Raw genomic sequence first — 23551 nt, 5'->3', positions numbered from 1 at the left:
GCGGCGGTGCGGGCGACCGCGGAGGAGACCCGCGCGCTGCTCGACCCGCTGCCCGAGGTCCAGATCCGCCCGCCGCTGCTGGTGCAGTAGCTGCCCGCGAAGCCCCCGCCCCCGCCGCAGGGCCGCGTCTCGTGGCGGAAGAGGGGCTGGACCGGGATGGCCTGCTCGGCCGTGCGGCCGATCATGAAGCCCGAGAGCAGCGGGATGAAGTGGCCCGCGGCCTCGGTCGCCACGAAGCCCCCGGCCGTGCAGCCGCCGCAGCCGTGATGCGCCTCGCAGGCCGCGTTCGTGTCGTAGCGGGGCGCCACGCGCGGGTAGAGGGCGCGGGCCTCGCGGTCGGCGGCCTCGCAATCGTCCCGGCTGCGCAGGCCCTGGCCCAGGCAGGTCGCGACGTCCCGGTAGACGAGGGTGTCCTCCTCCCGCTGCGACGGGTCGCGGCGGGCGAGCCCGTAGGCGGTGGCGCCGGCGCCCAGCAGCAGGGCCAGCGAGACGACCTGGGAGCGCTTGAGGTCCGGCATCTCAGTAGGTCATCGCGGCGGCGTTGACGATGCCCGCCGCGAGCGAGGCCGCGGCGAGGAAGGTCGCGGGCGCGGTCTCGCCCGCCGCGATCTGGCGCGACAGGCCCGGCAGGACGAGCCGGACCACCCAGTAGACCGCCATCTGCACGATGAGCGCGACGAGGCCCCAGACCGCGCAGTCGAGCAGGCCCTGCGCGTTGTAGATCGCGACCGCGAGCGGCAGCGTGAAGGCCACGAGGCTGCCGCCGAGCGCGATCGCCGCCGCCGTCACCCCGGCGCGGATCAGCGCCAGCTCGTCATGCGCCGTCGCCAGCATGTAGACGACGAGGTAGGCCGCCACCAGCCCGGCGGCCACAGCCGCGTAGGCCAGGAAGGCCCCCAGCCCGGAAATCGACGCCAGCATCCCGGCTCCCCTCGGCCGCCTGCGACCTCGGGGATACTGGGTACACCGGCCGGCGGCCTCTTGCCACATCCGCTTGATCCCTTCGGGACGGCGGATGTGGGCTTTCGCTCAGGCGCCGCGCGGGCGCGTGATCCGGGATCCGCTTGGATCGACCGGATCCCGGATCAGACCAGCCGGCTCTGCACCACCGCCGCCTCGATGAAGGACTTGAACAGCGGGTGCGGTTCGAAGGGCCGCGACTTCAGCTCCGGGTGGAACTGCACCCCGATGAACCAGGGATGGCCCTCGACCTCGACGGTCTCCGGCAGGAGCCCGTCCGGCGAGGTGCCGGAGAAGCGCATCCCCTTCGCCTCCAGCCGCTCGCGATAGGCCATGTTGACCTCGTAGCGGTGGCGGTGGCGCTCCTGGATGACCGTGTCGCCGTAGATCCGCGCGATGCGCGAATCCGGGGCGAGCGCCGCCGTGTAGGCGCCGAGCCGCATCGTGCCGCCGAGATCGCCCTCGGCCGCGCGCTTCTCCAGCTCGTTGCCGCGCATCCACTCGGTGAGCAGGCCCACCACCGGCTCGGGGGTCGGGCCGAACTCGGTCGAGTTCGCCGCCTCGATCCCGGCGAGGGAGCGCGCCGCCTCGACGACCGCCATCTGCATGCCGAAGCAGATGCCGAAATACGGGATCTTCTTCTCGCGGGCGTAGCGGGCCGCGCGGATCTTGCCCTCGGCGCCGCGCTGGCCGAAGCCGCCCGGCACCAGGATGCCGTTCAGTCCCTCCAGGAACGGCGCCGGATCCTCCCGCTCGAAGATCTCGGCCTCGATCCATTCCAGGTTGACCTTGACCCGGTTGGCGATGCCGCCGTGGGTGAGCGCCTCGATCAGCGACTTGTAGGCGTCCTTGAGGCCCGTGTACTTGCCCACGATGGCGATCGAGACCTCGCCCTCGGGGTTCTTCACCCGCTCCGAGATGGTGCGCCAGCGCGCGAGCTTGGGCGCGTTCGCGGCCTCGATGCCGAACAGGGCCAGCACCTCGCGGTCGAGCCCCTCCTCGCCGTAGGAGAGCGGCACGTCGTAGATCGACTCGACGTCCCGGGCCTCGATCACCGCCGATTCGCGCACGTTGCAGAACTGGGCGAGCTTGCGGCGCTCCTCGCGCGGGATCGGCCGGTCGCAGCGGCAGAGCAGGATGTCGGGCTGGATGCCGATCGAGCGCAGCTCCGCCACCGAGTGCTGGGTCGGCTTGGTCTTCAGCTCGCCCGCCGAGGGAATGTAGGGCAGCAGGGTCAGGTGGATGTAGGCGCACTGGCCGCGCGGCAGCTCCTGGCCGAGCTGGCGGATCGCCTCGAAGAACGGCAGGCCCTCGATGTCGCCGACCGTGCCGCCGATCTCCACCAGCACGAAATCGTAGGCCTCGTTCCCGTCGAGGACGAATTCCTTGATGGCGTTGGTGACGTGCGGGATCACCTGGATCGTGGCGCCGAGATAGTCGCCGCGCCGCTCCTTGGTGATGATGTCGAGGTAGATGCGGCCGGTGGTGATGTTGTCGGCCCGGGTCGCCGGCACGCCGGTGAAGCGCTCGTAATGGCCGAGGTCGAGGTCGGTCTCGGCGCCGTCGTCGGTGACGAAGACCTCGCCGTGCTGGGTCGGGCTCATCGTGCCCGGATCGACGTTGAGGTAGGGGTCGAGCTTGCGCAGGCGGACCTTGTAGCCGCGCTCCTGCAGGAGGGCCGCGAGGGCCGCCGAAGCGAGGCCCTTGCCGAGGGAGGACACCACGCCGCCGGTGATGAAGACGAACCGCGTCATGGGGCCTGCTCCATACAACGGCGGGGCCGAAACGCCAACCGCCGGGGCTCAAACGGGACCGGATCCGGGCGGCGGGGCCGGCCGGATCCACGTGCGGGATCGGGGCGGGCGCGGGGCCCGCCGCTCGTCTCGGCGAAGCGGGGACTCCGTCCGGCTCAGCGCGACTGGGGCGCCGCCGGGGCGGCGGGCGCGGCCGGGGCCGCGGGCGCGGCGGGCGCCGGGGCGGCCGGGGCCGCGGGCGCGTCGCCCTGCTGCTGGCGCAGCTGGTCGAGGAGGTTGCCCGAGGGCGGGGCCGCCGGCTGCCCCGCCGGGGCGCGGGTCTGGCCGGCGCCCTCGAAGATCGAGCGCGGCGCGGCGGTGCGGTGCGACAGGATCGCCAGCACCATGCTGGTGGTGAAGAACAGGGCCGCCAGGATCGCGGTGGCGCGGGTGAGCGCGTTGGCCTGGCCGCGGCCGGTGAGGAACCCCTGCGTGCCGCTGCCCCCGCCGCCGAGGCCGAGACCGCCCTCGGAGCGCTGCAGCAGCACGACGGCGATCAGCGCGAGCACGATGATCAGGTGGACGACGATCAGGACGGTCTGCATCGGGTTTCCAGGGGCGGCACCGCCGAGGGAGCGCCAACGTGCCTATGGCCGGCGCGCCGCCAGGGCGCCCGGGCCTCGAATTCGGGGGGTCCGTACACGAGAACGCCCGGCAGGCCAAGCGCGGCGCGGTGTCGTGGGGCGGGATGCCCTGCCGCGGCGCCGACCCGTCCCGCTCAGGCGTAGGCCGCCGCGATCCCCAGGAAATCCTCCGCCTTGAGGCTGGCGCCGCCCACCAGCGCTCCGTCGACGTTCGGCACCGCCATCAGCTCGGCGGCGTTCGACGGCTTCACCGAGCCGCCGTAGAGGATGCGCAGCCCCTGCCCCTCGGCCCCGAGCCGCTCCGTGAGGTCGCGGCGGATCAGCCCGTGCACCTGCGCCACGTCGGCAGGGGTGGGCGTGAGCCCGGTGCCGATCGCCCAGACCGGCTCGTAGGCGATCACCGTGTCGGCGGCCCGCGCGCCCTCCGGCAGCGAGCCGGCGAGCTGGCCGCGCACCACCTCGAGGGTGCGGCCGGCCTCGCGCTCCGCCCGGGTCTCGCCGACGCAGATGATCGCCACGAGCCCCGCCCGGTGGGCGCCGAGCGCCTTGGCGCGCACCTCGGCATCCGTCTCGTGCTGGTCGGCGCGCCGCTCCGAATGGCCCACGATCACGTGGCTGGCGCCGAGATCCGCCAGCATCTCGGCCGAGATGCAGCCCGTATGGGCGCCGCTCGCCGCCGCGTGCACGTCCTGGCCGCCGATCCGCACGGGCGAGCCCGCCGCCGCCTCCGCGAAGGCGCCGATCAGCGTCGCGGGCGGGCAGACCAGCACGTCGGCGCGCGAGGCCAGCGCCGGCGACAGCCCGGCGATCACCGCCTCCAGGACCGCGCGCGAGGCCCGGGTGCCGTTCATCTTCCAGTTCCCCGCCACAAGCGGACGCGGTCGCTCGCCTGCCATGCCGTCCCTCCGATCCCGTGCGTAGCCGGTAACAGACACCCTCAGCGTGCGCAAACCGCGACGGCGCCCGGCCTTTCCGCCGTGGCGCGGATCGGCTATCGCGTGCCCTTCGGATAAGAGGCGCCCGCGCGCAAGCGGCCGCCGGCTCGTCGAGGACGTCGATGCTTCAGGGGTTCCGCGCCGCCAGCGAGAGCTGGCTCGGCAAGATCGTCATCACGGTCGTGTTCGGCCTCCTGATTGCGGGCCTCGCGATCTTCGGCATCGGCGACATCTTCCGGGGCGGCGGCACCGCCGCGGTCGCCACGGTGGGGAGCACCAAGATCTCGGCCGAGGCCGTGCGCAGCGCCTACCAGAACCAGATCCAGCGCCTCGCCCGGCAGGCCCGCCGGCCGATCACCCCGGACCAGGCCCGGGCGCTCGGCCTCGACCGCGAGGTGCTGAGCGCCCTCGTCACCGAGGCGACCCTCGACCAGAAGACCCGCGAGCTCGGGCTGCGCGTCGGCGACGACGCGGTGATCCGCCTCATCAAGGAGGAGCCGGCCTTCAAGGGGGCGAACGGCGCCTTCGACATCGGCGTCTTCAACGACACCCTGCGGCAGGCCGGCCTCAGCGAGGCGGCCTTCGTGCAGGAGCAGCGCGCCGTCGCGGCCCGCCTCCAGCTCGCCGAATCGCTCACCGCCGACCTGACGGTGCCGCTCGCGGTGCGCGACGCGATCCACCGCTACACCACCGAGCGGCGCTCCGCCGCCTTCATCCTGCTGCCCGAGAGCGCGGCGGGCGAGATCCCGGCGCCCACCGAGGAGGAGGCGAGGACCTATTACGAGGAGCACAAGGGCGGCTTCCGGGCCCCGGAGATCCGGGGCGTGACCATCCTGGTCCTCGACCCGACCACCCTCGCCAAGCCCGATGCCGTGACGGCGGAGGAGGCGCGCGCCCGCTACGACGCCGACAGGGGCCGCTACGGCACGCCGGAGAAGCGCACGATCCAGCAGATCGTCTTCCCCAACGAGGCGGACGCCGCCGCGGCGCTCAAGCGCATCCGCGACGGCGAGGCGCCCTTCGAGTCGATCGCGGGCGAGCGCGGCCTCGACCCCAAGAGCCTCGATCTCGGCACCTTCACCCGCGCGGAGCTGTTCGACCCGGCCGTGGCCGACGCCGCCTTCGCCCTGCCGCAGGGCACGGTGAGCGAGCCGGTCAAGGGGCGCTTCGGCACCGTGCTGCTGCGCGTGACCGCGATCGAGCCCGGCAGCATCAAGCCCTTCGAGGAGGTGGCCGACCAGATCCGCACCGAGATCGCCCGCGAGCGCGCCCGGGACGGCCTGGAGAAGGTGCACGACGCCATCGAGGACCAGCGGGCCGGGGCCAAGCCCCTGACCGAGATCGCCCGCGAGCGCGACCTGCCCCTGGTCACCGTCCCGGCGACGGACGCGCAGGGGCGCGACCCGAAGGGCCAGCCCGTCGAGGGCCTGCCCGACAAGGACGCCGTGCTGCCCGCGATCTTCCGCTCCGAGATGGGCGCCGACAGCGAGGCCCTGCGCACCCGCGCCGGGGGCTATCTCTGGTACGACGTCACCCGGATCGACCCCGCCCATGACCGCCCCCTCGACGAGGTGCGCGACCAGGTCGCCGCCCAGTGGAAGGCCGATGAGGTCGAGAAGCGCCTCGCCGCCAAGGCCCGCGAGGCGGCCGAGCGGCTCGACAAGGGCGAGACGATCGAGGCCGTGGCCGCCGCCTACGGGGTGGAGGCGCGGCATGCGAGCGACCTCGCCCGCGGCCGGGCCAAGGACGGCCTCACCCCGGAGAGCGTCGGGCGCATCTTCGCGACCGCGGTCGGCAAGACCGGCTCGGCCAGCGCCGGGGACAAGGTCAGGGCCGCCTTCAAGGTCACCTCCGCCACCGTGCCGCCGCTCCCGTCGGGGCCGCAGGGCGGCGTCGAGCAGCAGTACCGCCAGGCGCTGGCCGACGACGTCCTCGCCGAGTACATCGCCGACGCCCAGAGGCAGGCCGGCGTCTCGGTGAACGAGGCCGCGTTCCGGCGCGCGATCGGCGGAGAATACTGATCCCGCGGGCTCAGGCCCCGAACCTCCGGCGCAGGGCCCGGCGCCCTCAGCCCCTTCCCCGGCTCGACCCATGCTCGTCACGCCCCCGCTCGACGCCGCGCAAGCCGCCCTCGCGGCCGGCACGCCCGTGCTCCTGCGCGCCACGCTCGTCGGCGACCTGGAGACCCCGGTCGCGGCCTTCCTCAAGCTGAGGGCGGGGCGCGAGGGCGCGGCCTTCCTGCTCGAATCCGTCGAGGGCGGCGCCGTGCGCGGGCGCTACTCGATGATCGGCCTCGACCCCGACCTCGTCTGGCGCTGCGGCGGCGGCCGGGCCGAGCGGGCCGACGCGCCCGCCCTCGACCGCTTCGTCCCCGACGACCGCCCGCCGCTCGAGAGCCTGCGCGCCCTCATCGCCGAGTCCGCCCTGCCGCGGGACCCCGCCCTGCCGCCGATGGCCGCGGGCCTGTTCGGCTATCTCGGCTACGACATGGTGCGGGAGATGGAGCGGCTCGCCCCGCCGAAGCCCGACCCGATCGGCGTGCCGGACGCCATCCTGGTCCGCCCGACCGTGATGGTGGTGTTCGACGCCGTGCGCGACGAGATCGCGGTGGTCACCCCGGTCCGCCCCGCGGCGGGCGTCGCGCCCCGCGCCGCCTGCGAGGCCGCCCTCGCCCGGCTGGAGGCGGTCGCCGAGGCGCTCGAAGGGCCGCTCCCCGTCGAGGCCCGCGCCAACCCGGCCGAGATCCCGGCCCCCTCCCCGGTCTCGAACACCGCGCCGGAGGCGTTCCACGCCATGGTGGCGCGGGCCAAGGAGTACATCGCGGCCGGGGACATCTTCCAGGTCGTGCTCTCGCAGCGCTTCGAGGCGCCCTTCGCGCTGCCGGCCTTCGCGCTCTACCGCGCGCTGCGCCGGGTGAACCCGGCCCCCTTCCTGTGCTACCTCGATTTCGGCGCCTTCCAGATCGTCTGCTCCTCGCCCGAGATCCTGGTGCGGGTGCGCGACGGCAAGGTCACGATCCGCCCGATCGCCGGCACCCGCCGCCGCGGCGCCACGCCCGAGGAGGATCGGGCGCTCGCCGAGGACCTCCTGGCCGACCCCAAGGAGCGGGCCGAGCACCTGATGCTCCTCGATCTCGGCCGCAACGACGTCGGGCGGGTGGCCGAGATCGGCAGCGTGTCGGTCACCGAGTCGTTCTTCCTGGAATATTACAGCCAGGTGATGCACATCGTCTCGAACGTGGAGGGCCGGCTCGACCCGCGCCACGACGCGCTCGGCGCCCTGGTGGCGGGTTTCCCGGCCGGCACCGTCTCGGGCGCCCCGAAGGTGCGGGCGATGCAGATCATCGACGAGCTGGAGCGCGAGAAGCGCGGTCCCTACGCGGGCTGCATCGGCTATTTCGGCGCGGACGGGCAGATGGACACCTGCATCGTCCTGCGCACGGCCGTGGTGAAGGACGGCCGCATGCACGTCCAGGCGGGCGCCGGGATCGTGCACGATTCCGATCCGGCCTCCGAGCAGCAGGAATGCGTCAACAAGGCGAAGGCCCAGTTCCGGGCCGCCGAGGAGGCCGTGCGCTTCGCCGCCCAGGCGCGGCGGGGGCAGTGAACCGAATGCCGGTCATCCCAGGGCGAGACGTCGGGACCCATGCGCGTCGTGTCGAACAAGGCCCTGGTCGCGTTCGCGGCCCGTCACCCGGGTGCCGGCGCTCCGCTGCAGGCATGGCGCAGGATCATCGAGGCCGGCGATTTCGGCACCTTTGCCGACCTGAAACGCAGCTTCAACGCCGTTGACCGCCTCGGAAAATTCCACATCTTCGACATAGGTGGAAACAAGTTCCGGCTCATTGCGACGGTTCACGACAATTTCTGAAACCGGCCCCCTCGCGCGCCGGCCCGCCCGCTTCGCGGCATCGCGGCCCCCGGCTGCCCCTTGACCGCGCCCGGCCCACCGCCCAAACCGGCCCGGACCGCGAGCGCGAGCCATGGCCGACATCCTCGTCATCGACAATTACGACTCCTTCACCTGGAACCTCGTGCACCTGATCGGGCCGCTGGTCTCGGGCATCACGGTCCTGCGCAACGACGAGATCACCGTGCCGGAGATCCGCGCCCGCGCCCCGGACGCCCTGGTGCTGTCGCCCGGACCCTGCACGCCGAGCGAGGCCGGCATCTGCCTCGACGTGGTGCGGGAGCTCAGCGACGAGATCCCGCTCTTCGGCGTCTGCCTCGGCCTCCAGGCGATCGGTCAGGCCTTCGGGGGCGAGGTGGTCCGCGCGCCCGCGCCGATGCACGGCAAGGTCTCGACGGTGGAGCACCGCGCCACCGGGCTCTTCCGCGGCATCAACGGCCCCTTCGCGGCCACCCGCTACCACTCGCTCATCGTCGCGCGGGCGAGCTGCCCGCCGGACCTCGTGGTCACGGCGGAGGCGGACGGGCTCATCATGGCGCTCGAACATGCGAGCCGGCCGGTCCACGGCGTGCAGTTCCACCCCGAGAGCATCCTGTCCCAGCACGGGGCGCGCATGGTGCGGAACTTCCTCGATCTCGCCGCGGCCTGGAACGCCGCCCGGCGGGGTGACAAGCGCGCCGCCGCGGTGCATTGACGCCCCGACAGGAAAGCCGCGCCGAGACATCAAGGCCCGTCATGGATTCGTTCAAGCCCTACCTGGCGAAGGTCGCCACGGGTGCGGCGCTCACGCGCGAGGAGGCCCGCACCGCCTTCGACCACCTGCTCTCCGGCGAGGTGACCCACGCCCAGGCGGGCGCCTTCCTGATGGCCCTGCGGGTGCGCGGCGAGGCGCAGGACGAGATCGTGGGCGCGGCGGGCGCCCTGCGCGAGCGCATGGTGCGGGTGGTCGCGCCCGCGGGCGCCATCGACATCGTCGGCACCGGCGGCGACCATTCGGGCAGCTACAACGTCTCGACGCTGGCCTCCATCCTCACCGCCGCCTGCGGCGTGCCGGTGGCCAAGCACGGCAACCGCGCCGCCTCGTCGCGCTCCGGGGCGGCCGACGTGCTGGCGGCGCTCGGCGTCAGGCTCGGGCTCGATCCGGAGGGGCTGGCGCGTTGCCTGGAGGAGGCGGGCCTCTGCTTCATGTTCGCCCAGGCCCACCACGCCTCGATGCGGCACGTGGCGCCGGTGCGGGTCGAACTCGGCACCCGCACCCTGTTCAACCTGCTCGGGCCGCTGTGCAACCCGGCCGGCGTGGCGGGCCAGCTGCTCGGCGTCTACGCGGGCTCGCTGGCCGAGCCCCTGACCCGGGTGCTCGCCGATCTCGGCAGCCGCCGGGTCTGGACCGTGCACGGCTCGGACGGGCTCGACGAGATCACCACCACGGGCCCGACCGCCGTCGTGGCCCTGGAGGACGGCGCGATCCGCCACTTCACCATCGACCCGCGCGAGGTCGGCCTGGCGCTGGCGAGCCCGGAGGACCTGCGCGGGGCGGATCCGGAGCACAACGCGGCGGCGCTGCGGGCCGTGCTCGACGGGGCGCGCACCCCCTATCGCGACATCGCGGTGCTCAACGCGGGCGCGGCCCTGGTGGTGGCGGGCGCCTGCGCGGGCCTCGGCGAGGGCGTGGCGCGGGCCGCCCAGGCGATCGAGACCGGGGCGGCCCGCGCCGTGCTGGCGCGCCTCGTCGCCGTCTCCAACGCCTGACCGGTCAAGAGGGGGTTGCCCGTGTTCGAGCCGAAGAGCCCTGCGCCCGCCGACCGGCCGGCCTCCGCCGCCCGCCCGGACGTGCTGGCCCATATCGAGGCCTACAAGCGCCGCGAGATCGCCGAGGCGAAGCTGCGCGTGCCCCTCGCCGAGCTGGAGCGCCGCGCCGAGAAGGCCGACCCGCCCCGCGGCTTCGCGGAGGCGATCCGGGCCGATCTCGCGGCGGGCCGCCCCGCCCTCATCGCCGAGATCAAGAAGGCCTCCCCCTCCAGGGGGCTGATCCGCGCGGATTTCGACCCGCCGGCGCTGGCCCGCGCCTACGCGGAGGGCGGGGCCACCTGCCTGTCGGTCCTCACCGACGAGCCCTCCTTCAAGGGCCGGCCCGAATACCTGACGGCGGCCCGGCAGGCCTGCCCGCTGCCGGTCCTGCGCAAGGACTTCCTGTTCGAGCCCTACCAGGTGGTGGAGGCCCGGGCCTGGGGGGCGGATTGCATCCTGGTCATCATGGCGAGCCTCGACGACGAGGAGGCGGCCGCGCTCGTCGCGACGGCCCACGACCTCGGCATGGACGTGCTGGTCGAGGTGCACGACCGCGCCGAGCTGGAGCGGGCGCTCCCCCTCGGGACCCGGATGATCGGCATCAACAACCGCGACCTGCGCACCTTCGAGGTCTCGCTGGAGACCGCGCTCGCCCTGCGGCCCCTGGTGCCGGAGGACCGCATCGTGGTGGGCGAGAGCGGCATCGCCGGCCATGCCGACGCGCAGCGGCTCGCCCGGGCGGGCATCCGCACCCTCCTGGTCGGCGAGAGCCTGATGCGCGAGGCGGACGTGACGGCGGCGACGCGGCGGCTGCTGTTCGGGGAGCCGGCGGGTTCGTGACCGTCGCGCCGATCGGCCCGCGGCCGATCCGGCCCTCCCTCGGCCGGCGCCGCGCCCCATCTCTCCGACGGCACGCGGTCGATCCACGGAGCGGTACCCCATGGCGAGCCTGACCCACCTCGACGCGACCGGCGCTGCCAACATGGTGGACGTCTCCGACAAGGCCGCGACGGCCCGCACCGCCCGGGCGGAGGGCGCGATCGTGATGCGGCCCGAGACCCTGCGCCTCATCCGCGAGGGCGATGCCAAGAAGGGCGACGTGCTCGGCACCGCCCGGCTCGCCGGGATCATGGCGGCCAAGCGCACCCACGACCTCATCCCCCTTTGCCACCCGCTCCTGCTGTCCAAGGTGCGGGTCGAGTGCGAGCCCGACGCGGCCCTGCCCGGCATCCGCATCACCGCCGAGGTGAGGGTCCAGGGGCCGACCGGGGTCGAGATGGAGGCGCTCACCGCCGTCTCGGTCGCCTGCCTCACCGTCTACGACATGGTCAAGGCCGCCGACCGGGGCATGCGGATCGAGGGGATCCGGCTCCTCGAGAAGAGCGGCGGCCGCTCGGGCTCCTACGCGGCGGATCCCGCGTGAGCGCGCTCCTGCCCGTCGCGGAGGCGCTCGCGCGCATCCTCGCCGGCGCCGCCCCGGTCGCGGCCGAGACGGTGCCGATCGGGCGGGCCGCCGGCCGCACCCTCGCCGAGGAGGTGCGGGCCCTGCGCACGCAGCCGCCCTTCGTCACCTCGGCCATGGACGGCTACGCCGTGCGCAGCGCCGACCTCGCCGGGGCGCCGGTCACGCTCCGGCTCATCGGCACCAGCGCCGCCGGGCAAGGCCTGCGCGGTCCGGTCGGCCCCGGCGAGGCGGTGCGCATCCTCACCGGCGCGCCGATGCCGGAGGGCGCCGACACGGTCGTCATCCAGGAGGATGCGGAGGCGCGGGGCGAGAGCGTGCGCCTCCTCGTCGCGAACCCGCCGGGGCGGCACCTGCGCGGCAGCGGCCTCGACTTCCGGCAGGGCGACCTGCTCCTGCCCGCCGGCACCCGCCTCGACGGGCAGCGCCTCGCGCTCGCCGCCGCGGGCGGACACCCGACGCTGCGCCTGCGCCGCCGCCCGCGGGTGGCGATCCTGGCGACGGGCGACGAGCTGGTGCGGCCCGGCGAGCCCGCCGCCTGGGACCAGATCGTCGCCTCGAACGGCCTCGCGCTCGCGGCGATGGCCGAGGAGGCCGGGGCGGAGGCGGTCGATCTCGGCATCGCGGGCGACCGCTTCGCCGACCTCGAAGCCGCGATCGGCCGCGCCCGGGAGGAGCGGGCCGACCTCCTCGTCACCCTCGGGGGCGCCTCGGTCGGCGACCACGACCTCGTCCAGTCGGCGCTGGTGCGCCAGGGCCTCGCGCTCGGCTTCTGGCGGGTGGCGATCCGGCCCGGCAAGCCGCTGATGCACGGGCGGCTCGGCCCGATGGCGGTGCTCGGCCTGCCCGGCAACCCGGTCTCGTCGGTGGTCTGCGGCCTCGTCTTCGTGCGCCCCCTGGTCCGGGCGCTCCTCGGCGATCCCGAGGCGGGGGCCGACCGCAGCGAGCCGGCGATCCTCGGCCGCGACCTGCCGGAGAACGACGCCCGGCAGGACTACATGCGGGCGCGGCTCGAACCGGGCGGCGACGGGCTGCCCCGCGTCCACCCGGCGCCGCGCCAGGATTCCTCGATGCTCTCGGTGCTGGCCACCGCGGAGGCGCTGCTGGTGCGCCCGCCCCACGCCCCCGCCGCGAAGGCGGGCGAGCCCTGCCGGATCCTGCGGCTCGACCGGGCCGGCTGAGCGGCGGGCCGGCGGGCGCCGCCCGGCTCCGCCCCTATTGCCGCCGGATCGCGCTCGTCGGTTCCCCCTTGTCGAAGGCGGTGATCGCGGCCCGGCACTGGGCCGACAGGCGTCCGCGGTTGCGCTCGAAGCAGCGCTCGACCTCGGGACTGTCCGGGTCGGCCCCCGCGCAGAGCCGGAAGTAATCGCTCGCGCAGTTCATCTGCAGGCCCGGATCGTCGCGCTGCGCGAGGGCCGGCGTGATCGTGAAGGTGAGGAAGGCCGCGAGGGCGGCCGAGGCACGAAGCGACGAAACCAAGAGAGAATCCCCGATTGCAGGTCGGGTCCTAAGGTTAGGAGGGGGACCGGCCCGGGCAAGCGCATCCGCGCCACAGCGCCGCGGCGTCTCTGCCTCGTCCGAGCCCGCCGCGGCGCGCGCGGCTCCGACGCCTCGCTCGCGCGCCCGTCCGCCGGCAGAAATCCTCCTCGACGGCGAAGCTAAAGGCAAAGTTTCTCGATTAAGATTGGCTGAATATCTTTTTCAGATCTCATTAAAGCCGGGGTCTTTAGTGCGGCATCGGAGACCGAATGCGGCCATCGACGCATTCATGACGGAACACGAGGGAAGCGGCGAGGGGACGGGGTCGGCCGGGTGAGGATCCCCGGCCCGTCCCTCGGGGATCCCGCTGCCGCGCGCCGCGGCCGCGGCGGGACCGGGGAGCGGTGCGGAGGAGGAAGCCCGATGACCGGCGTCGACCCCGAGATGCGCGGGCTCCTGCTCGGGGCCATCCCGGCCCTGCGCGCCTTCGCCTACTCCCTCACGCACGACCTCGACCGCAGCGACGACCTCGTGCAGGAGACGCTGGTGCGGGCCTGGACCAAGGCCCACACCTTCGCGCGCGGCACCAACCTAACGGCGTGGCTGTTCACGATCCTGCGCAACGTCTTCTACTCGGAGCAGCGCAAGCGGCGGCGCGAGGTCGAGGACGTGGACGGGGCGCGGGCGGCGCGGCTCTCGGTGCTGCCGGCCCAGGAGGCGCATCTGGAGTTCGGCGCGTTCCGGGCCGCCCTCGCCGCCCTGCCGCCGCAGCAGCGGGAGGCCCTGGTCCTGGTGGGCGCCCAGAGCTTCACCTACGAGGAGGCGGCCGCCATCTGCGGCGTGGCGGTCGGGACGATGAAGAGCCGGGTGAGCCGGGCGCGGGAGCGGCTCGCCGAGGCGCTCGGCCTCGAAGGGCCGGAGGAGCTCGGCCCGGACGCGGCCACGCGGGCGGCGCTCGGCGAGCCCTGAGCGGACCGAGCCGGCCCGGCGTTGCCGCCGCCCCTTCCGCCGTGCTAGAGCGACGTCCGTTCCGGGTCGACCGGGTTTCGCGCTAGATCTTTGTTTTCTTAGCGCATTTTCTGCGTCCGACCGACATCCGCGGCCGTGGATGATGCGCCGGCGCCTCACCCGCGCCGGCCCCACGGACGTCCTCGCAGGGGTCAGCCACGTGCCGAAGCGCCGGATCAAGCTCCTCGCCAAGCTCGGCCGGAAGATCCGGTCGGTGTCCTGGCGGTTCGGGAGGGACGCCTTCGACCCCGACTTCTACGCGCAGCTCTATCCGGACCTCTCCGGCCTGAACCGGCACGCCCTCCGGGAGCACTACGTCCGGCACGGCCGCGCCGAGGGCCGCTTCCCGACGCGCGACGCCTACCTGGCGGACCTGACGGCGCGCCACGGCGCGCTGCCGGAGGATTTCAACCCCGGCCTCTACGGCGACCTGAATCCCGACCTCGCCCGGCGCTTCACGCGGGACTGGCAGTTCACCGCGCATTTCCTCAAGCACGGGCGTGAGGAGAAGCGGCTCTACGCCCTCGACATCGCGGCGGAGGCCGAGACCTTCGCGCGGCTCGCCGGGGCCGAGCCGCGCGAGGGCTTGGCGCTGTTCACGGGCTTCCTCGCCGCGCACGGCCTGGCGCCGGGCCGCTGGCTGCGGCGCTTCGACCTTGCCCAGTTCATCCACCTGAACGCCGACTGGCTCCCCGCGCCGCCGCGGACCCGGGCGGAGGGCATCCGCCTCTTCGTCGAGCAGGGCATCGACCGCCTCGCCCCGATCCGCACCGACGCGATCTTCGATCCGGCCTTCTACCGGGCGACCTACCGGGCGGAGGGAGCGGCCGACGACGCGGCGCTCTACCGGCACTGGCTGCGGCAGGGCATCGAGCAGGACTTCGCGCCGAACGAGGCGGCCCGCATCGCCCTGCTGATCGGCGAGAGCGCCTTCCCGGCCGCCTTCGCGGTGGAGACCTATCGGGCGTCCCTGCCCCGCGGCGCGATGAGCCGCACCGACCTCTTGGAGCACTGGCTCGACCACGGCTTCCCGGAGGGCCGCCTGGACGTGGTGACGGGGCCGGAGGCCGCGGCCTTCCTCACCCTGGTGGGCCTGCGCTGCCTGCTGCGCCAGCGCTTCGCGCTCGCCCGCCGGGCCTACGACGAGGCGATCGCGCGCGGCGGCCCGACCGCCCGCCGGCTGCACGGCCGCGGCGAGGCCGCGCGGGCCCTGGGCGACCTCGCTTCCGCGGCCGCCGATTACGCGGCCGCCGCGGCCGACCCGCGGTCGAGCCTCTGGAGCCACATCCACGCCGCCGAGTGCCTGGCCGCCACCGGAGATCTGCCGGCCGCCTGCGCGCAGGTCCGGGCGTCGTCGCCGCGCTGGATCAAGGATGCGCGCTGGCGCGAGGCGGGGCTCGGCATCCTCGGCCGGGCCTTCGACGCCGCCTGCGAGGCCGCCCGCGCGGAGTACCGCCAGGGCCGCCGCGCCGAGGCCGACGCCCTCCTGGACGAGGCCCTGAACCGGCTCGCCGCCGACCTCCCCCTCGCCGCTCCCTTGCCCGTCCCCTTGCCCGTCCCCTCGCCCGTCCCCTCGCCGCGGCCGACCGTCGCCATCCTGGCCAACCTCGACCTGCCCCAGTGCGTCCACTACCGCGTCGAGCAGCGCCGCCGCCAGCTCGAGCACGCCGGATGGACCGTCCGCGTCTTCCCCCCCGACCAGGCCCGGGCCTTCCGCCAGGCCCTGCACACCGCCCGCGCCGCCCTCTTCTACCGCCTCCCCGCCTTCCCCGACATCCTCCACAGCATCCTCTACGCCCGCGCCCTCGGCCTGCCCACCTTCTACGACGTCGACGACCTCATCTTCGACGCGCGCTGCTACCCCGACCCCTTCGACAGCTTCGAGGGCCAGATCTCCCCCGAGGACTACGTCGGGCTGCAGTTCGGCGTGCCCCTGTTCCGCTTCGCCCTCGCCCAGTGCGACGAGGGCCTCGCCTCCACCCCGGCTCTCGCCGAGGCCATGCGCCCGCTCCTGCGCACGGGCCGCTGCCACGTCCTGCGCAACGGCCTCGACCAGCGCAACGCCCCCTTCCTCGACCGGCCGGACCCCGCCCCCGCCCGCCCGGAGGCGCCCGTGACGCTGTTCTACGGCTCGGGCACCAAGGCGCATAACCGCGACTTCAACGCCCTGGCCGGCCCGGCCCTGCTGCGCCTGCTGGAGCGCCACCCGCAGCTGCGCCTGCTGATCGCCGGCCACCTCACCCTCGATCCCGCCTTCGCGGCCCACCGGGACCGGATCCGCCGCCTCGGCTTCACCGCGCAGGTGGAGGATTACTGGGAGATCCTGTCGGGGGTCGACGTGAACCTGGCGGTGCTCGCCCCCGGCGCGGCGGCGGACGCCAAGAGCGAGATCAAGTGGCTGGAGGCGGCGGTGGCCGGGGTGCCCTCGGTGGTGAGCGGGACGCGCACCTACCGGGAGATCCTGGTCGAGGGCGAGGACGTGCTGTTTGCCGACACGCCCGAGGAGTGGGCCTCGGCGCTGGAGCGGCTGGTGGGGATGCCGGGCTGCGGCGGCGGATCGGCCTGGCGGCGCGGCGCAAGGCGCGGCGGGATTACGGGCTGGCGGCGGGGGCGGGGCGGGTGGCGTCCGTGCTGGCGCGGCCGGCGGCGCCCGCCGTGGCGGCGGCGCGGCCGCGGATCCTGCTGGTGAACGTGTTCTTCCCGCCCCAGACGATCGGCGGGGCGACGCGGGTGGTGCGCGACAACCTCGACCACTTCCTGGCGGCGGCGGGGGAGCGCTACGCCTTCGCGGTGGCGGCGAGCGACGAGGGGGTGCAGCCGGCGGGCCGGGCGCGGCTGGACGGCTACCGGGGGGTTCCGGTGCTGCGGCTGTCGACGCCGCTGGAGCCCGGGATGGACTGGCGCCCGTTCAACCCGGCGCTGGGGGCGCTGTTCGGGGAGTTCCTGGACCGGCTGTGCCCGGACCTGGTGCACTTCCACTGCGTGCAGCGGCTGAGCGGGTCGGTGGTGGAGGCGGCGCAGGCGCGGGGCCTGCGGCACGTGGTGACGGTGCACGACGGCTGGTGGATCTCGGACCACCAGTTCCTGCTCGACCGGGACGGGCAGGTGGTGCGTCCCTCGCCGGACCTGCTGGAGGCGGCCTCGGACGCGCCGCACGGGGCGGGGGCGCAGCTCCTGCGGCGGCGGCGGCTGGGGCGGCTTCTGTGTGGGGCGGACCGGGTGCTGGCGGTGTCGGAGAGCTTCGCGGGCCTGTACCGGGCGGCGGGGTTCCCGGAGGTGCGGAGCGTGCCGAACGGTCTGTCGCTGGGGCGGGTACCGGCGCGGCGGGCGGGGCGGGGTCCGCGGGTGCGGCTGGGCCACGTGGGGGGTCTGGAGGCGCACAAGGGGCGCCGCTGCTTGAGGTGGTGCTGCGCACGACGCCGTTCCGGTGCCTGGGCCTGACGCTGGTCGACCTGTCGCGGGAGCCGGGCTCCGCGAGCGAGGAGGTGTGGGGGACGACGCCGGTGCGGATCGTGGGCCCCGTGGCGCAGGAGGAGATCGGGGGTTGTACGGGGAGCTTGACGTGCTGCTGGTGCCGTCGCTGTGGCCGGAGAGCTTCGGTCTCGTGTCGCGGGAGGCGCGGGCGTTCGGTCTGTGGGTCGTGGCGAGCGACCGGGGCGCGGTGGGGGAGGAGGTGCGGCCGGGGGTGGACGGGTTCGTGATCGACGTCTCGACGCCGGGCCCGCTGCGGGAGGTGCTGGGGGCGATCGACGCGGATCCGGCGCGGTTCCAGGCGCCGCCGCCGCCCGGCCCGCCGCTGCGCCGTGCGGCCGACCAGGGCGACGACCTGCTGCGGCTCTACGACGAGATCCTGGGTACGAAGCGGCCGGCCGCGGGGCGCCCGGCGGCCGAATAGGCCGCCGGACCGGCCGCGTCATGCCGACGGTCACGGCTCATGACCGCGGGTTCCGCGCTCCGTCGGATTTCGGACCGACGGCCCGAAGCGTCAGCGTCCTTCGCCGTCGGCGTCAGGCCTCGAGGTGGCGGCCGGGCAGGAGCCGCCAGAGCAGTCCGCCCCTGAGGCCGAGCAGCATCGAGGCGACGTAGAAGCCCCCCGCCGTGAGCACGATCGCGGGCCCGCTCGGCAGGTCGCCGTAATAGGAGACCAGGAGGCCGGCGAAGCTCGCCGCGAGGCCGATGCTCATGGCGACCGGGATCAGCCCGGAGAGATCGGCGGCCCAGAACCGCGCGCTCACGGCCGGCAGCAGCATCAGCCCGACGGCGAGCAGCGTGCCGAGCGCCGCGAACCCGCCGACGAGGTTGAGCACGACGAGGCCCAGGAAGGCGTAGTGGACCGGCGCGCTCGCCCGGCTCACCGAGCGCAGGAAGAGCGGATCGACGCATTCGAGCACGAGGGGCCGGTAGGCGGCGGCGAGCCCGAGCAGCGTGACCGCCGCGATCGTGCCGAGGAGCAGCAGCGCCGCGTCGTCGAGGGCCAGCACCGTGCCGAACAGGATGTGCAGGAGATCGACCGAGGTGCCGCGCAGCGAGATCATCAGCACGCCGGCGGCGAGCGCCAGCAGGTAGAGGGCACCCAGGCTGGCATCCTCGCGCAGCTCGGTCGCCCGCGAGACGGCGCCGGCCAGGAACGCCACCGCGAGCCCTGCCGCGAGGCCGCCGAGCGTCATCGCCGGCAGCGACAGCCCGGCCAGCAGGAAGCCCGCCGCGGCGCCGGGCAGGATGGCGTGGCTCATCGCCTCGCTCATCAGGCTCATGCGGCGTAGGGTGAGGAAGACGCCGACCGGGGCCGCGCTCACCGACAGCGCCACGCAGCCCGCGAGCGCCCGGCGCATGAAGGCGAAGTCGGTGAAGGGGGCGGTGAGGAGGTCGATCACGCGGCGTGCTCGCGGTCCTGCGGCCCGCTTGCCTGCGGCCCGCTTGCTAGCGCTCCCTGCCCGTGCGAGGCCGCCGCGGGAGGGGCATGGTCGTGCGCGCCGTGGGCATGTGCGTGGCCCGGGGCGGGCGGGCCGTGCGGGGCGCCGCCGCGGCAGACAGGGGCGGCCTCGTCCCAGGCCTCGCAGAGCTGGCGCGCCCGGCGCAGGTTCGCCGCCGTCAGCACCGCCTCGGTCGCGCCCCAGGCCACGACCTCGCGGGCGAGCAGCAGGGAAGAGGGGAAGTGGCGCTGCACCTGCTCCATGTCGTGCAGCACCGCGATCACCGTGCGCCCCTCCGCCCGCCAGCGCTCCACCAGCCCGAGGAGGTCGGCGGTGGTCCGGCCGTCGACGGCCGCGAAGGGCTCGTCGAGGAGGACCGCGCGCGCATCCTGCAGCAGCACGCGGGCGAACATGGCCCGGCGCAGCTGGCCCCCCGAGAGGGTGCCGATCGGCCGCCGCTCGAAGCCGGTCAGGCCGACCGCGGCCAGCGCCTCGTCCCGCGCGGCGCGGTAGGGCCGCAGGCTCCGCCAGGGCCCGACGCGGCGCCACAGCCCCATGGCCACGAAATCGTCCACGCTGATGGGGAAGCCGCGATCGATCTCCGCCGCCTGGGGCAGGTAGGCGATGTCGCGCCGCCGCAGGCCCGGATGCTCGATGCGCCCTTCGAGGGGCGCGACCTCGCCGATGATGCCCTTGAGCAGGGTCGATTTGCCGGCCCCGTTCGGGCCGATCACGGCGAGCGCCGCCCCGGCCGGCACCACCCCGTCGAGATGGTGCACGGCCGGGTGCCGATCGTAGCCGAGGGTGAGGCTCCGGAACGCCAGCGCGCCCGCGGCGAGGGATGCCGTCATGCGCCGATCGCCCAGGCAATCACCCCCCAGACCCCCGCCGCGAGCAGCCCGGCCAGGGCGAGCCGCGGCGCGAGCGCGACCCCGAGCAGGGAGCGGGGCGGGGCGGATCCCGGATTGCGGTGGGGTGACCCGTGCGGCAGGGCTTCCATCGCGGCCTCTCCTCGTGCGATCGGGGCGGAGGGCTCGTCGCCCGGGCAGGTGCCGTCCCGGCCCCCATCTGCTAGACGGGCGGGGCGCCCTTGACGGCCGGAACCTGTTACACTGTAACATATCGGGCGTGTCAACCGGAGAGCGGAGATGAGCGAGCCTGCGGGGACGGACCATGGCTGCGGCGAGGGCCGGGCGGGTCTGCGCGCGCGGGCCGAGCGCCTCTGCCGCGAGCGTGGGCTGCAATTCACGCCGCTGCGCCAGCGGACGCTGGAGGTGATCGCCGGCGAGGCGCGCCCGCTCGGGGCCTACGACATCGCCGAGCGCCTGAGCGCCCCCGGACGGCGGGTGGCGGCCGTCTCAGTCTACCGCGCCCTCGACTTCCTCACCGAGAACGGCCTCGTGCACCGGATCGCGAGCCGCAACGCCTTCGTGCCCTGCGAGCACGCGCATCACGAGGGCGAGGGGGTGGTGTTCCTGATCTGCCGCGCCTGCGGGGCCGTGGACGAGACCAGTTCCGAGGAGATCGAGCGCGGCCTCGACCGCACCCTCGCCCAGGCGGGCTTCCGCCCGGCAAGCCGCATCGTCGAGATCGAGGGCGAGTGCGGCGCCTGCCAGGAACGCGGCGCTGAGCGCGGCGCGGAGCCCGGGGCGGAGCCGGGCAAGGCCTGATCCCGCGCGGGGCGCCCGCCCGGTCCGGCCGCCCAGCCCGCAACCGTGAGGACGCCAAACTTTCGCGCCCGGCAGACCTGCGGCGGATGGGCGCATGCGCGCCCGGCCCCGGCAATCCCGCGGGCCCGGTTTCCTAGCGCAGAAATACTCCTCACCAGTAGTGTCACGGGCCTTCCACCCTCCCCGCGAGATCCCGCGCGGCCTCCCGAGACGCGTTGCAAGACAACGGCTTGGGGTTGAGTCCGGCCCGTCTCCCGAGTGGGCGCTTTTCGCCCTTCTTTCCGCCGCCCGGATCTCACGGCCGGCCGCGATGATCACGGTATACCAGAGCGCCGGGCCCGAAGGACGCGGAACCGAAGCGATTTCTTCCTGTTGAGGGCCGGACCAACGCAGCGGAAGAGGCGGAAGGCGGAACGTGACCGAGGGCGTGGAGCGATCGGATTTGCGGCAGATCATCGCCGGACTGAGCGAGGGCGTGATCCTGGTCGAGCCGGATGAGCGGATCACCTGGGCGAACGCGGCCGCCCTGGCCATGCACGGGGCCGGGAGCCTCGACGAGCTCGGGCGCAGCGTCGCCGATTACCGGGCGCGCTACACGCTCCGCGACCGGAACCACCGCGCCCCCGAGCGCGACCCGATCGAGCGGGTGGTGGCGGGCGAGACCATCCGCGACGTCGTGGTGGAGGTGCGGCGCGCCGACGATCCCGAGACCGGCTTCGTGCAAAGCCTGCGCAGCCTCGTCGCCACCGACCGGGCCGGCCGGCCGAGCTGCCTCGCCCTGATCCTCAAGGACGTGTCCGGCGAGGTCGAGGCCGAGGAGCGCTTCGAGAAGACCTTCAACGCCAACCCGCCGCCGTGATCTGCCGCCTCTCGGACCTGCGCCACGTCAAGGTGAATGCGGGCTTCCTGGAAATGACCGGCTACGCCCGCGAGGCGGTGATCGGGCGCAGCGTCTACGAGGTCGACGTGCTGGCGGGTGCCCAGAACCGCGACCTCGCGATCCAGCGCCTCAACGAGGGGGCGACGATCCCGCAGATGGAGGCCTGCCTCGACCTGCCGGACGGCTCGACGCGGTTCGTGATCGTGGCGGGCCAGCCGATCGAACTCGGGGACGAGCCCTGCATGCTGTTCTCGTTCGCGGATCTCGACCTGCGCCGCAAGGCCGAGACGGCCCTGCGCCAGAGCGAGGAGCGCTTCGCGAAGGCCTTCCGGCTCACGCCGGTCCCGACCGTGCTGGCCCGGGCGTCGGACCTCGCCGTCACGGCGATCAACGAGGCGTTCACGCGGGTCTTCGGTCTCGGCGAGGATCGGGTGATCGGGCGCTCCCCGGCGGAGATCGGGCTCTTCGCCTCCGAGGCGGACCGCCTCCGGGTCGAGGAGGCGATCCGCCGCTCCGGCTTCGTGCAGGGGCTCGACGCCTGCCTGCGCCACGAATCCGGCGCCGCGCTCGACTGCCTCGTCTCGGCGGAGCGGATCGAGATCGGCGAGGAAGCTTGCGCGCTCCTCGTCCTGCAGGACAATACCGAGCGCAAGGCGACCGAGCGCGAGCTGTTCGAGGCGATCGAGACCGTGATGGCCGACACGTCCTGGTTCAGCCGCGGCCTGATCGAGAAGCTCGCCAGCCTGCGCCGGCCCGGGCGCGACGGCCAGCAGGACGGCGCGCCCAAGCTCACCGCCCGCGAGCGCCAGATGCTGTCGCTGATCTGCGCGGGCCTCGACGACGGGACCATCGCCCGCCGGCTCGGCCGCTCCCGCAACACCGTGCGCAACCACGCCGCCGCGCTCTACCGCAAGCTCGGCGTCCACAAGTGCACGGAAGTCATCCTGTGGGGCCGCGACAACGGATTCCCGCTCGGAAGCACCGCTACGCAGTCGTCTTCATACTAGTACATTTCTACTATTGAAGATCGATGCGGCGTTTCTACATGATGAGTGCGCGCAGTTCTTGCCGGTGATCCGGAATAACTGTTGGGCAGACCATCAAGACATCCGGTCAAGGTCGCGGAGTGACCTGGACACGGTCGGTCGCGGCGTGTCGCCGATCGCGGCGCGACGCCTGCAGCAAGCGAAGGAGAGAGACATGGTCGATACGGATCGCATCACCGGGGCCGCCCGGGAGCTCGGCGGCAAGGTGCAGGGCGCGGTCGGCGACCTCGTCGGGTCGCACCGCGACTCGGCCGAGGGCCGCTTCCGCGAGGCGCAGGGCCAGGCGGAGAACCTCTACGGCCAAGCCAAGGACGCGGTGCGCCACGTCGCCCAGGAGGCGGCGGATTACGCCGAGGACGCCTACGCGCAGGGCAGCCGCGCCCTGCGCCACGGCCGGCGCGAGGTCGCAGCCCAGGTCGCCGAGTACCCGGTCGCCGCGCTGCTGATCGCCGGGCTGGTCGGCTACGGCCTCGCCCTCCTGGTGCACGGGCGCCGCTGACGGCGCCCCCCAAATCTCGCCCCCCAAATCTCGCCCCACGACTCGGAGCATCATCGTGGCTTCCTCCTCCACCCTCCCGTCCCTCGCCGCGAGCGACACGCGGGCCGTCGCCCTCAACCAAGTGTCCTGGGGCGCCGTGATCGCGGGCGCCGTGACGGCGCTGGTGGCGCAGATCATCCTCAACATGGTCGGCCTCGGCATCGGGCTCGCCAGCCTCGGACCGAGCGCCGCCGACAATCCGGCCGCCTCGACCTTCTCCCTCGGGGCGGGGCTGTGGTTCGTGGGCTCGGGGATCGTCGCCTCGCTGGCGGGCGGCTTCATCGCCGGGCGCCTGTCGGGCAAGCCGCTCGCCGGGGCGGCGGGGCTGCACGGCCTCGTCTCCTGGGCGGTGACGACCCTCGTGGTGCTCTACCTCCTGACCTCCGCGGCCGGCAGCCTGGTGGGCGGCGCCCTAACGGGCGTGGCGACCACGCTGGGCGGGGCCGGCACCCTCGTGGGCGGCACCGTGCAGACGGCCGCCCAGGCCGCCGCGCCGTCGCTCGCCCGGGCCGCGAACCCCCTCGAGGGCATCGAGGAGAAGGTGCGCCAGCAGGCGAACGGGCAGGACCCGCAGGCCCTGCGCGAC

20 protein-coding genes and 3 pseudogenes (1 of these 23 running past the window's edge) are annotated in these 23551 nt (G+C 74.2%); 14 read left to right on the top strand and 9 right to left on the bottom strand.

From position 1 onward, the window contains the following. Positions 1-32 precede the first annotated feature (32 nt). From QA634_RS27225 to tpiA, 5 genes and pseudogenes are all read right to left on the bottom strand, one after another. Positions 33-518: pseudogene (locus QA634_RS27225) on the bottom strand (DUF1190 domain-containing protein); the annotation flags it as partial. A gap of 1 nt (position 519) precedes the next feature. Continuing rightward, positions 520-921 carry a DUF350 domain-containing protein gene (locus QA634_RS27220; RefSeq protein WP_012335104.1) on the bottom strand — a complete coding sequence of 134 codons (402 nt, stop codon included), beginning with the start codon at positions 919-921 and terminating at the stop codon, positions 520-522. Between the two features lie 164 nt (positions 922-1085). Next, the gene (locus QA634_RS27215; protein WP_012335103.1) at positions 1086-2714 is read right to left on the bottom strand and encodes a CTP synthase; all 1629 of its coding nucleotides are present in this window, start codon (positions 2712-2714) and stop codon (positions 1086-1088) included. A 155-nt stretch (positions 2715-2869) separates the two neighbouring features. Continuing rightward, entirely contained in the window at positions 2870-3298 is a 429-nt protein-coding gene (gene secG / locus QA634_RS27210; protein WP_012335102.1) for a preprotein translocase subunit SecG, read from the bottom strand. A gap of 173 nt (positions 3299-3471) precedes the next feature. Then, positions 3472-4233 (bottom strand): triose-phosphate isomerase, encoded by a 762-nt coding sequence (gene tpiA / locus QA634_RS27205; protein ID WP_012335101.1) that lies wholly within the window; start codon positions 4231-4233, stop codon positions 3472-3474. Between the two features lie 161 nt (positions 4234-4394). Between tpiA and QA634_RS27200 the strand changes: the two genes are divergently transcribed. From QA634_RS27200 to QA634_RS27165, 8 genes are all read left to right on the top strand, one after another. Continuing rightward, the gene (locus QA634_RS27200; protein ID WP_012335100.1) at positions 4395-6293 is read left to right on the top strand and encodes a peptidyl-prolyl cis-trans isomerase; all 1899 of its coding nucleotides are present in this window, start codon (positions 4395-4397) and stop codon (positions 6291-6293) included. Positions 6294-6363: 70 nt separating this feature from the next. Then, positions 6364-7878 carry an anthranilate synthase component I gene (gene trpE, locus QA634_RS27195; RefSeq protein WP_012335099.1) on the top strand — a complete coding sequence of 505 codons (1515 nt, stop codon included), beginning with the start codon at positions 6364-6366 and terminating at the stop codon, positions 7876-7878. A 39-nt stretch (positions 7879-7917) separates the two neighbouring features. After that, a complete protein-coding gene (locus QA634_RS27190) occupies positions 7918-8142 on the top strand; it encodes a type II toxin-antitoxin system HigB family toxin (RefSeq protein ID WP_012335098.1) in 225 nt (74 codons plus the stop codon). 112 nt (positions 8143-8254) lie between these two features. Next, positions 8255-8875, top strand: a complete 621-nt coding sequence (locus QA634_RS27185) for an anthranilate synthase component II (RefSeq protein ID WP_012335097.1) — start codon at positions 8255-8257, stop codon at positions 8873-8875. Between the two features lie 41 nt (positions 8876-8916). Further along, positions 8917-9930: an anthranilate phosphoribosyltransferase gene (gene trpD, locus QA634_RS27180; RefSeq protein ID WP_012335096.1), complete on the top strand. Its 1014-nt coding sequence runs from the start codon at positions 8917-8919 to the stop codon at positions 9928-9930. A gap of 21 nt (positions 9931-9951) precedes the next feature. Then, a complete protein-coding gene (gene trpC, locus QA634_RS27175) occupies positions 9952-10809 on the top strand; it encodes an indole-3-glycerol phosphate synthase TrpC (RefSeq protein WP_012335095.1) in 858 nt (285 codons plus the stop codon). Positions 10810-10909: 100 nt separating this feature from the next. Then, positions 10910-11392: a cyclic pyranopterin monophosphate synthase MoaC gene (gene moaC / locus QA634_RS27170; RefSeq protein WP_012335094.1), complete on the top strand. Its 483-nt coding sequence runs from the start codon at positions 10910-10912 to the stop codon at positions 11390-11392. After that, entirely contained in the window at positions 11389-12612 is a 1224-nt protein-coding gene (locus QA634_RS27165) for a molybdopterin molybdotransferase MoeA (RefSeq protein ID WP_012335093.1), read from the top strand. The genes moaC and QA634_RS27165 overlap by 4 nt, the downstream gene beginning before the upstream one ends. A 34-nt stretch (positions 12613-12646) precedes the next feature. On the opposite strand, the gene QA634_RS27160 is transcribed toward QA634_RS27165, so the two are convergent. Continuing rightward, positions 12647-12910 carry a hypothetical protein gene (locus tag QA634_RS27160; RefSeq protein WP_012335092.1) on the bottom strand — a complete coding sequence of 88 codons (264 nt, stop codon included), beginning with the start codon at positions 12908-12910 and terminating at the stop codon, positions 12647-12649. A 423-nt stretch (positions 12911-13333) separates the two neighbouring features. On the opposite strand from QA634_RS27160, the gene QA634_RS27155 reads away from it, so the two are divergent. Then, positions 13334-13879: a sigma-70 family RNA polymerase sigma factor gene (locus QA634_RS27155; protein WP_012335091.1), complete on the top strand. Its 546-nt coding sequence runs from the start codon at positions 13334-13336 to the stop codon at positions 13877-13879. 139 nt (positions 13880-14018) lie between these two features. Next, a pseudogene (locus QA634_RS27150) lies at positions 14019-17813 on the top strand (glycosyltransferase). Positions 17814-17925: 112 nt separating this feature from the next. Here QA634_RS27150 and QA634_RS27145 read toward each other — a convergent pair. From QA634_RS27145 to QA634_RS27135, 3 genes are read right to left on the bottom strand one after another with little or no spacing between them, the layout of a single operon-like run. Beyond that, positions 17926-18792 carry a metal ABC transporter permease gene (locus tag QA634_RS27145; protein WP_012335089.1) on the bottom strand — a complete coding sequence of 289 codons (867 nt, stop codon included), beginning with the start codon at positions 18790-18792 and terminating at the stop codon, positions 17926-17928. Next, entirely contained in the window at positions 18789-19682 is an 894-nt protein-coding gene (locus QA634_RS27140) for a metal ABC transporter ATP-binding protein (protein ID WP_012335088.1), read from the bottom strand. The genes QA634_RS27145 and QA634_RS27140 overlap by 4 nt, the downstream gene beginning before the upstream one ends. Then, on the bottom strand, positions 19679-19831 hold the full coding sequence (locus QA634_RS27135) for a hypothetical protein (RefSeq protein ID WP_012335087.1): 153 nt from the start codon (positions 19829-19831) through the stop codon (positions 19679-19681). The genes QA634_RS27140 and QA634_RS27135 overlap by 4 nt, the downstream gene beginning before the upstream one ends. Positions 19832-19979: 148 nt before the next feature. On the opposite strand from QA634_RS27135, the gene QA634_RS27130 reads away from it, so the two are divergent. From QA634_RS27130 to QA634_RS27115, 4 genes and pseudogenes are all read left to right on the top strand, one after another. Next, positions 19980-20501, top strand: coding sequence for a Fur family transcriptional regulator (locus QA634_RS27130; RefSeq protein WP_012335086.1), 522 nt, complete (start codon positions 19980-19982; stop codon positions 20499-20501). Positions 20502-20916: 415 nt separating this feature from the next. Next, positions 20917-22388 (top strand): annotated as a pseudogene (locus QA634_RS27125) (helix-turn-helix transcriptional regulator). Positions 22389-22581: 193 nt separating this feature from the next. Further along, positions 22582-22926 carry a CsbD family protein gene (locus QA634_RS27120; RefSeq protein ID WP_012335085.1) on the top strand — a complete coding sequence of 115 codons (345 nt, stop codon included), beginning with the start codon at positions 22582-22584 and terminating at the stop codon, positions 22924-22926. Between the two features lie 55 nt (positions 22927-22981). Next, on the top strand, positions 22982-23551 hold the 5' portion of the coding sequence (locus QA634_RS27115; protein WP_012335084.1) for a hypothetical protein. It continues 333 nt past the right edge of the window; 570 of the gene's 903 nt are visible here — the first part of the coding sequence; the start codon lies at positions 22982-22984; the stop codon falls past the right edge of the window.

The sequence above is a fragment of the Methylobacterium sp. CB376 genome, from assembly GCF_029714205.1.
Lineage (GTDB): Bacteria > Pseudomonadota > Alphaproteobacteria > Rhizobiales > Beijerinckiaceae > Methylobacterium.
The sequence above is the reverse complement of the archived record's forward strand: the minus strand, read 5'-3'. Positions and strand labels throughout refer to the sequence as shown.

Excerpts from the sequence above, each read along its gene's own strand:
- QA634_RS27185 (WP_012335097.1), top strand. The coding sequence starts at position 8,255 with ATGGCCGACATCCTCGTCATCGACAATTACGACTCCTTCACCTGGAAC.
- QA634_RS27190 (WP_012335098.1), top strand. The coding sequence starts at position 7,918 with ATGCGCGTCGTGTCGAACAAGGCCCTGGTCGCGTTCGCGGCCCGTCAC.
- secG (WP_012335102.1), bottom strand. The coding sequence starts at position 3,298 with ATGCAGACCGTCCTGATCGTCGTCCACCTGATCATCGTGCTCGCGCTG.
- QA634_RS27135 (WP_012335087.1), bottom strand. The coding sequence starts at position 19,831 with ATGGAAGCCCTGCCGCACGGGTCACCCCACCGCAATCCGGGATCCGCC.
- moaC (WP_012335094.1), top strand. The coding sequence starts at position 10,910 with ATGGCGAGCCTGACCCACCTCGACGCGACCGGCGCTGCCAACATGGTG.
- QA634_RS27215 (WP_012335103.1), bottom strand. The coding sequence starts at position 2,714 with ATGACGCGGTTCGTCTTCATCACCGGCGGCGTGGTGTCCTCCCTCGGC.
- trpE (WP_012335099.1), top strand. The coding sequence starts at position 6,364 with ATGCTCGTCACGCCCCCGCTCGACGCCGCGCAAGCCGCCCTCGCGGCC.
- QA634_RS27220 (WP_012335104.1), bottom strand. The coding sequence starts at position 921 with ATGCTGGCGTCGATTTCCGGGCTGGGGGCCTTCCTGGCCTACGCGGCT.
- QA634_RS27130 (WP_012335086.1), top strand. The coding sequence starts at position 19,980 with ATGAGCGAGCCTGCGGGGACGGACCATGGCTGCGGCGAGGGCCGGGCG.
- trpD (WP_012335096.1), top strand. The coding sequence starts at position 8,917 with ATGGATTCGTTCAAGCCCTACCTGGCGAAGGTCGCCACGGGTGCGGCG.
- tpiA (WP_012335101.1), bottom strand. The coding sequence starts at position 4,233 with ATGGCAGGCGAGCGACCGCGTCCGCTTGTGGCGGGGAACTGGAAGATG.
- QA634_RS27140 (WP_012335088.1), bottom strand. The coding sequence starts at position 19,682 with ATGACGGCATCCCTCGCCGCGGGCGCGCTGGCGTTCCGGAGCCTCACC.
- QA634_RS27200 (WP_012335100.1), top strand. The coding sequence starts at position 4,395 with ATGCTTCAGGGGTTCCGCGCCGCCAGCGAGAGCTGGCTCGGCAAGATC.
- QA634_RS27155 (WP_012335091.1), top strand. The coding sequence starts at position 13,334 with ATGACCGGCGTCGACCCCGAGATGCGCGGGCTCCTGCTCGGGGCCATC.
- QA634_RS27120 (WP_012335085.1), top strand. The coding sequence starts at position 22,582 with ATGGTCGATACGGATCGCATCACCGGGGCCGCCCGGGAGCTCGGCGGC.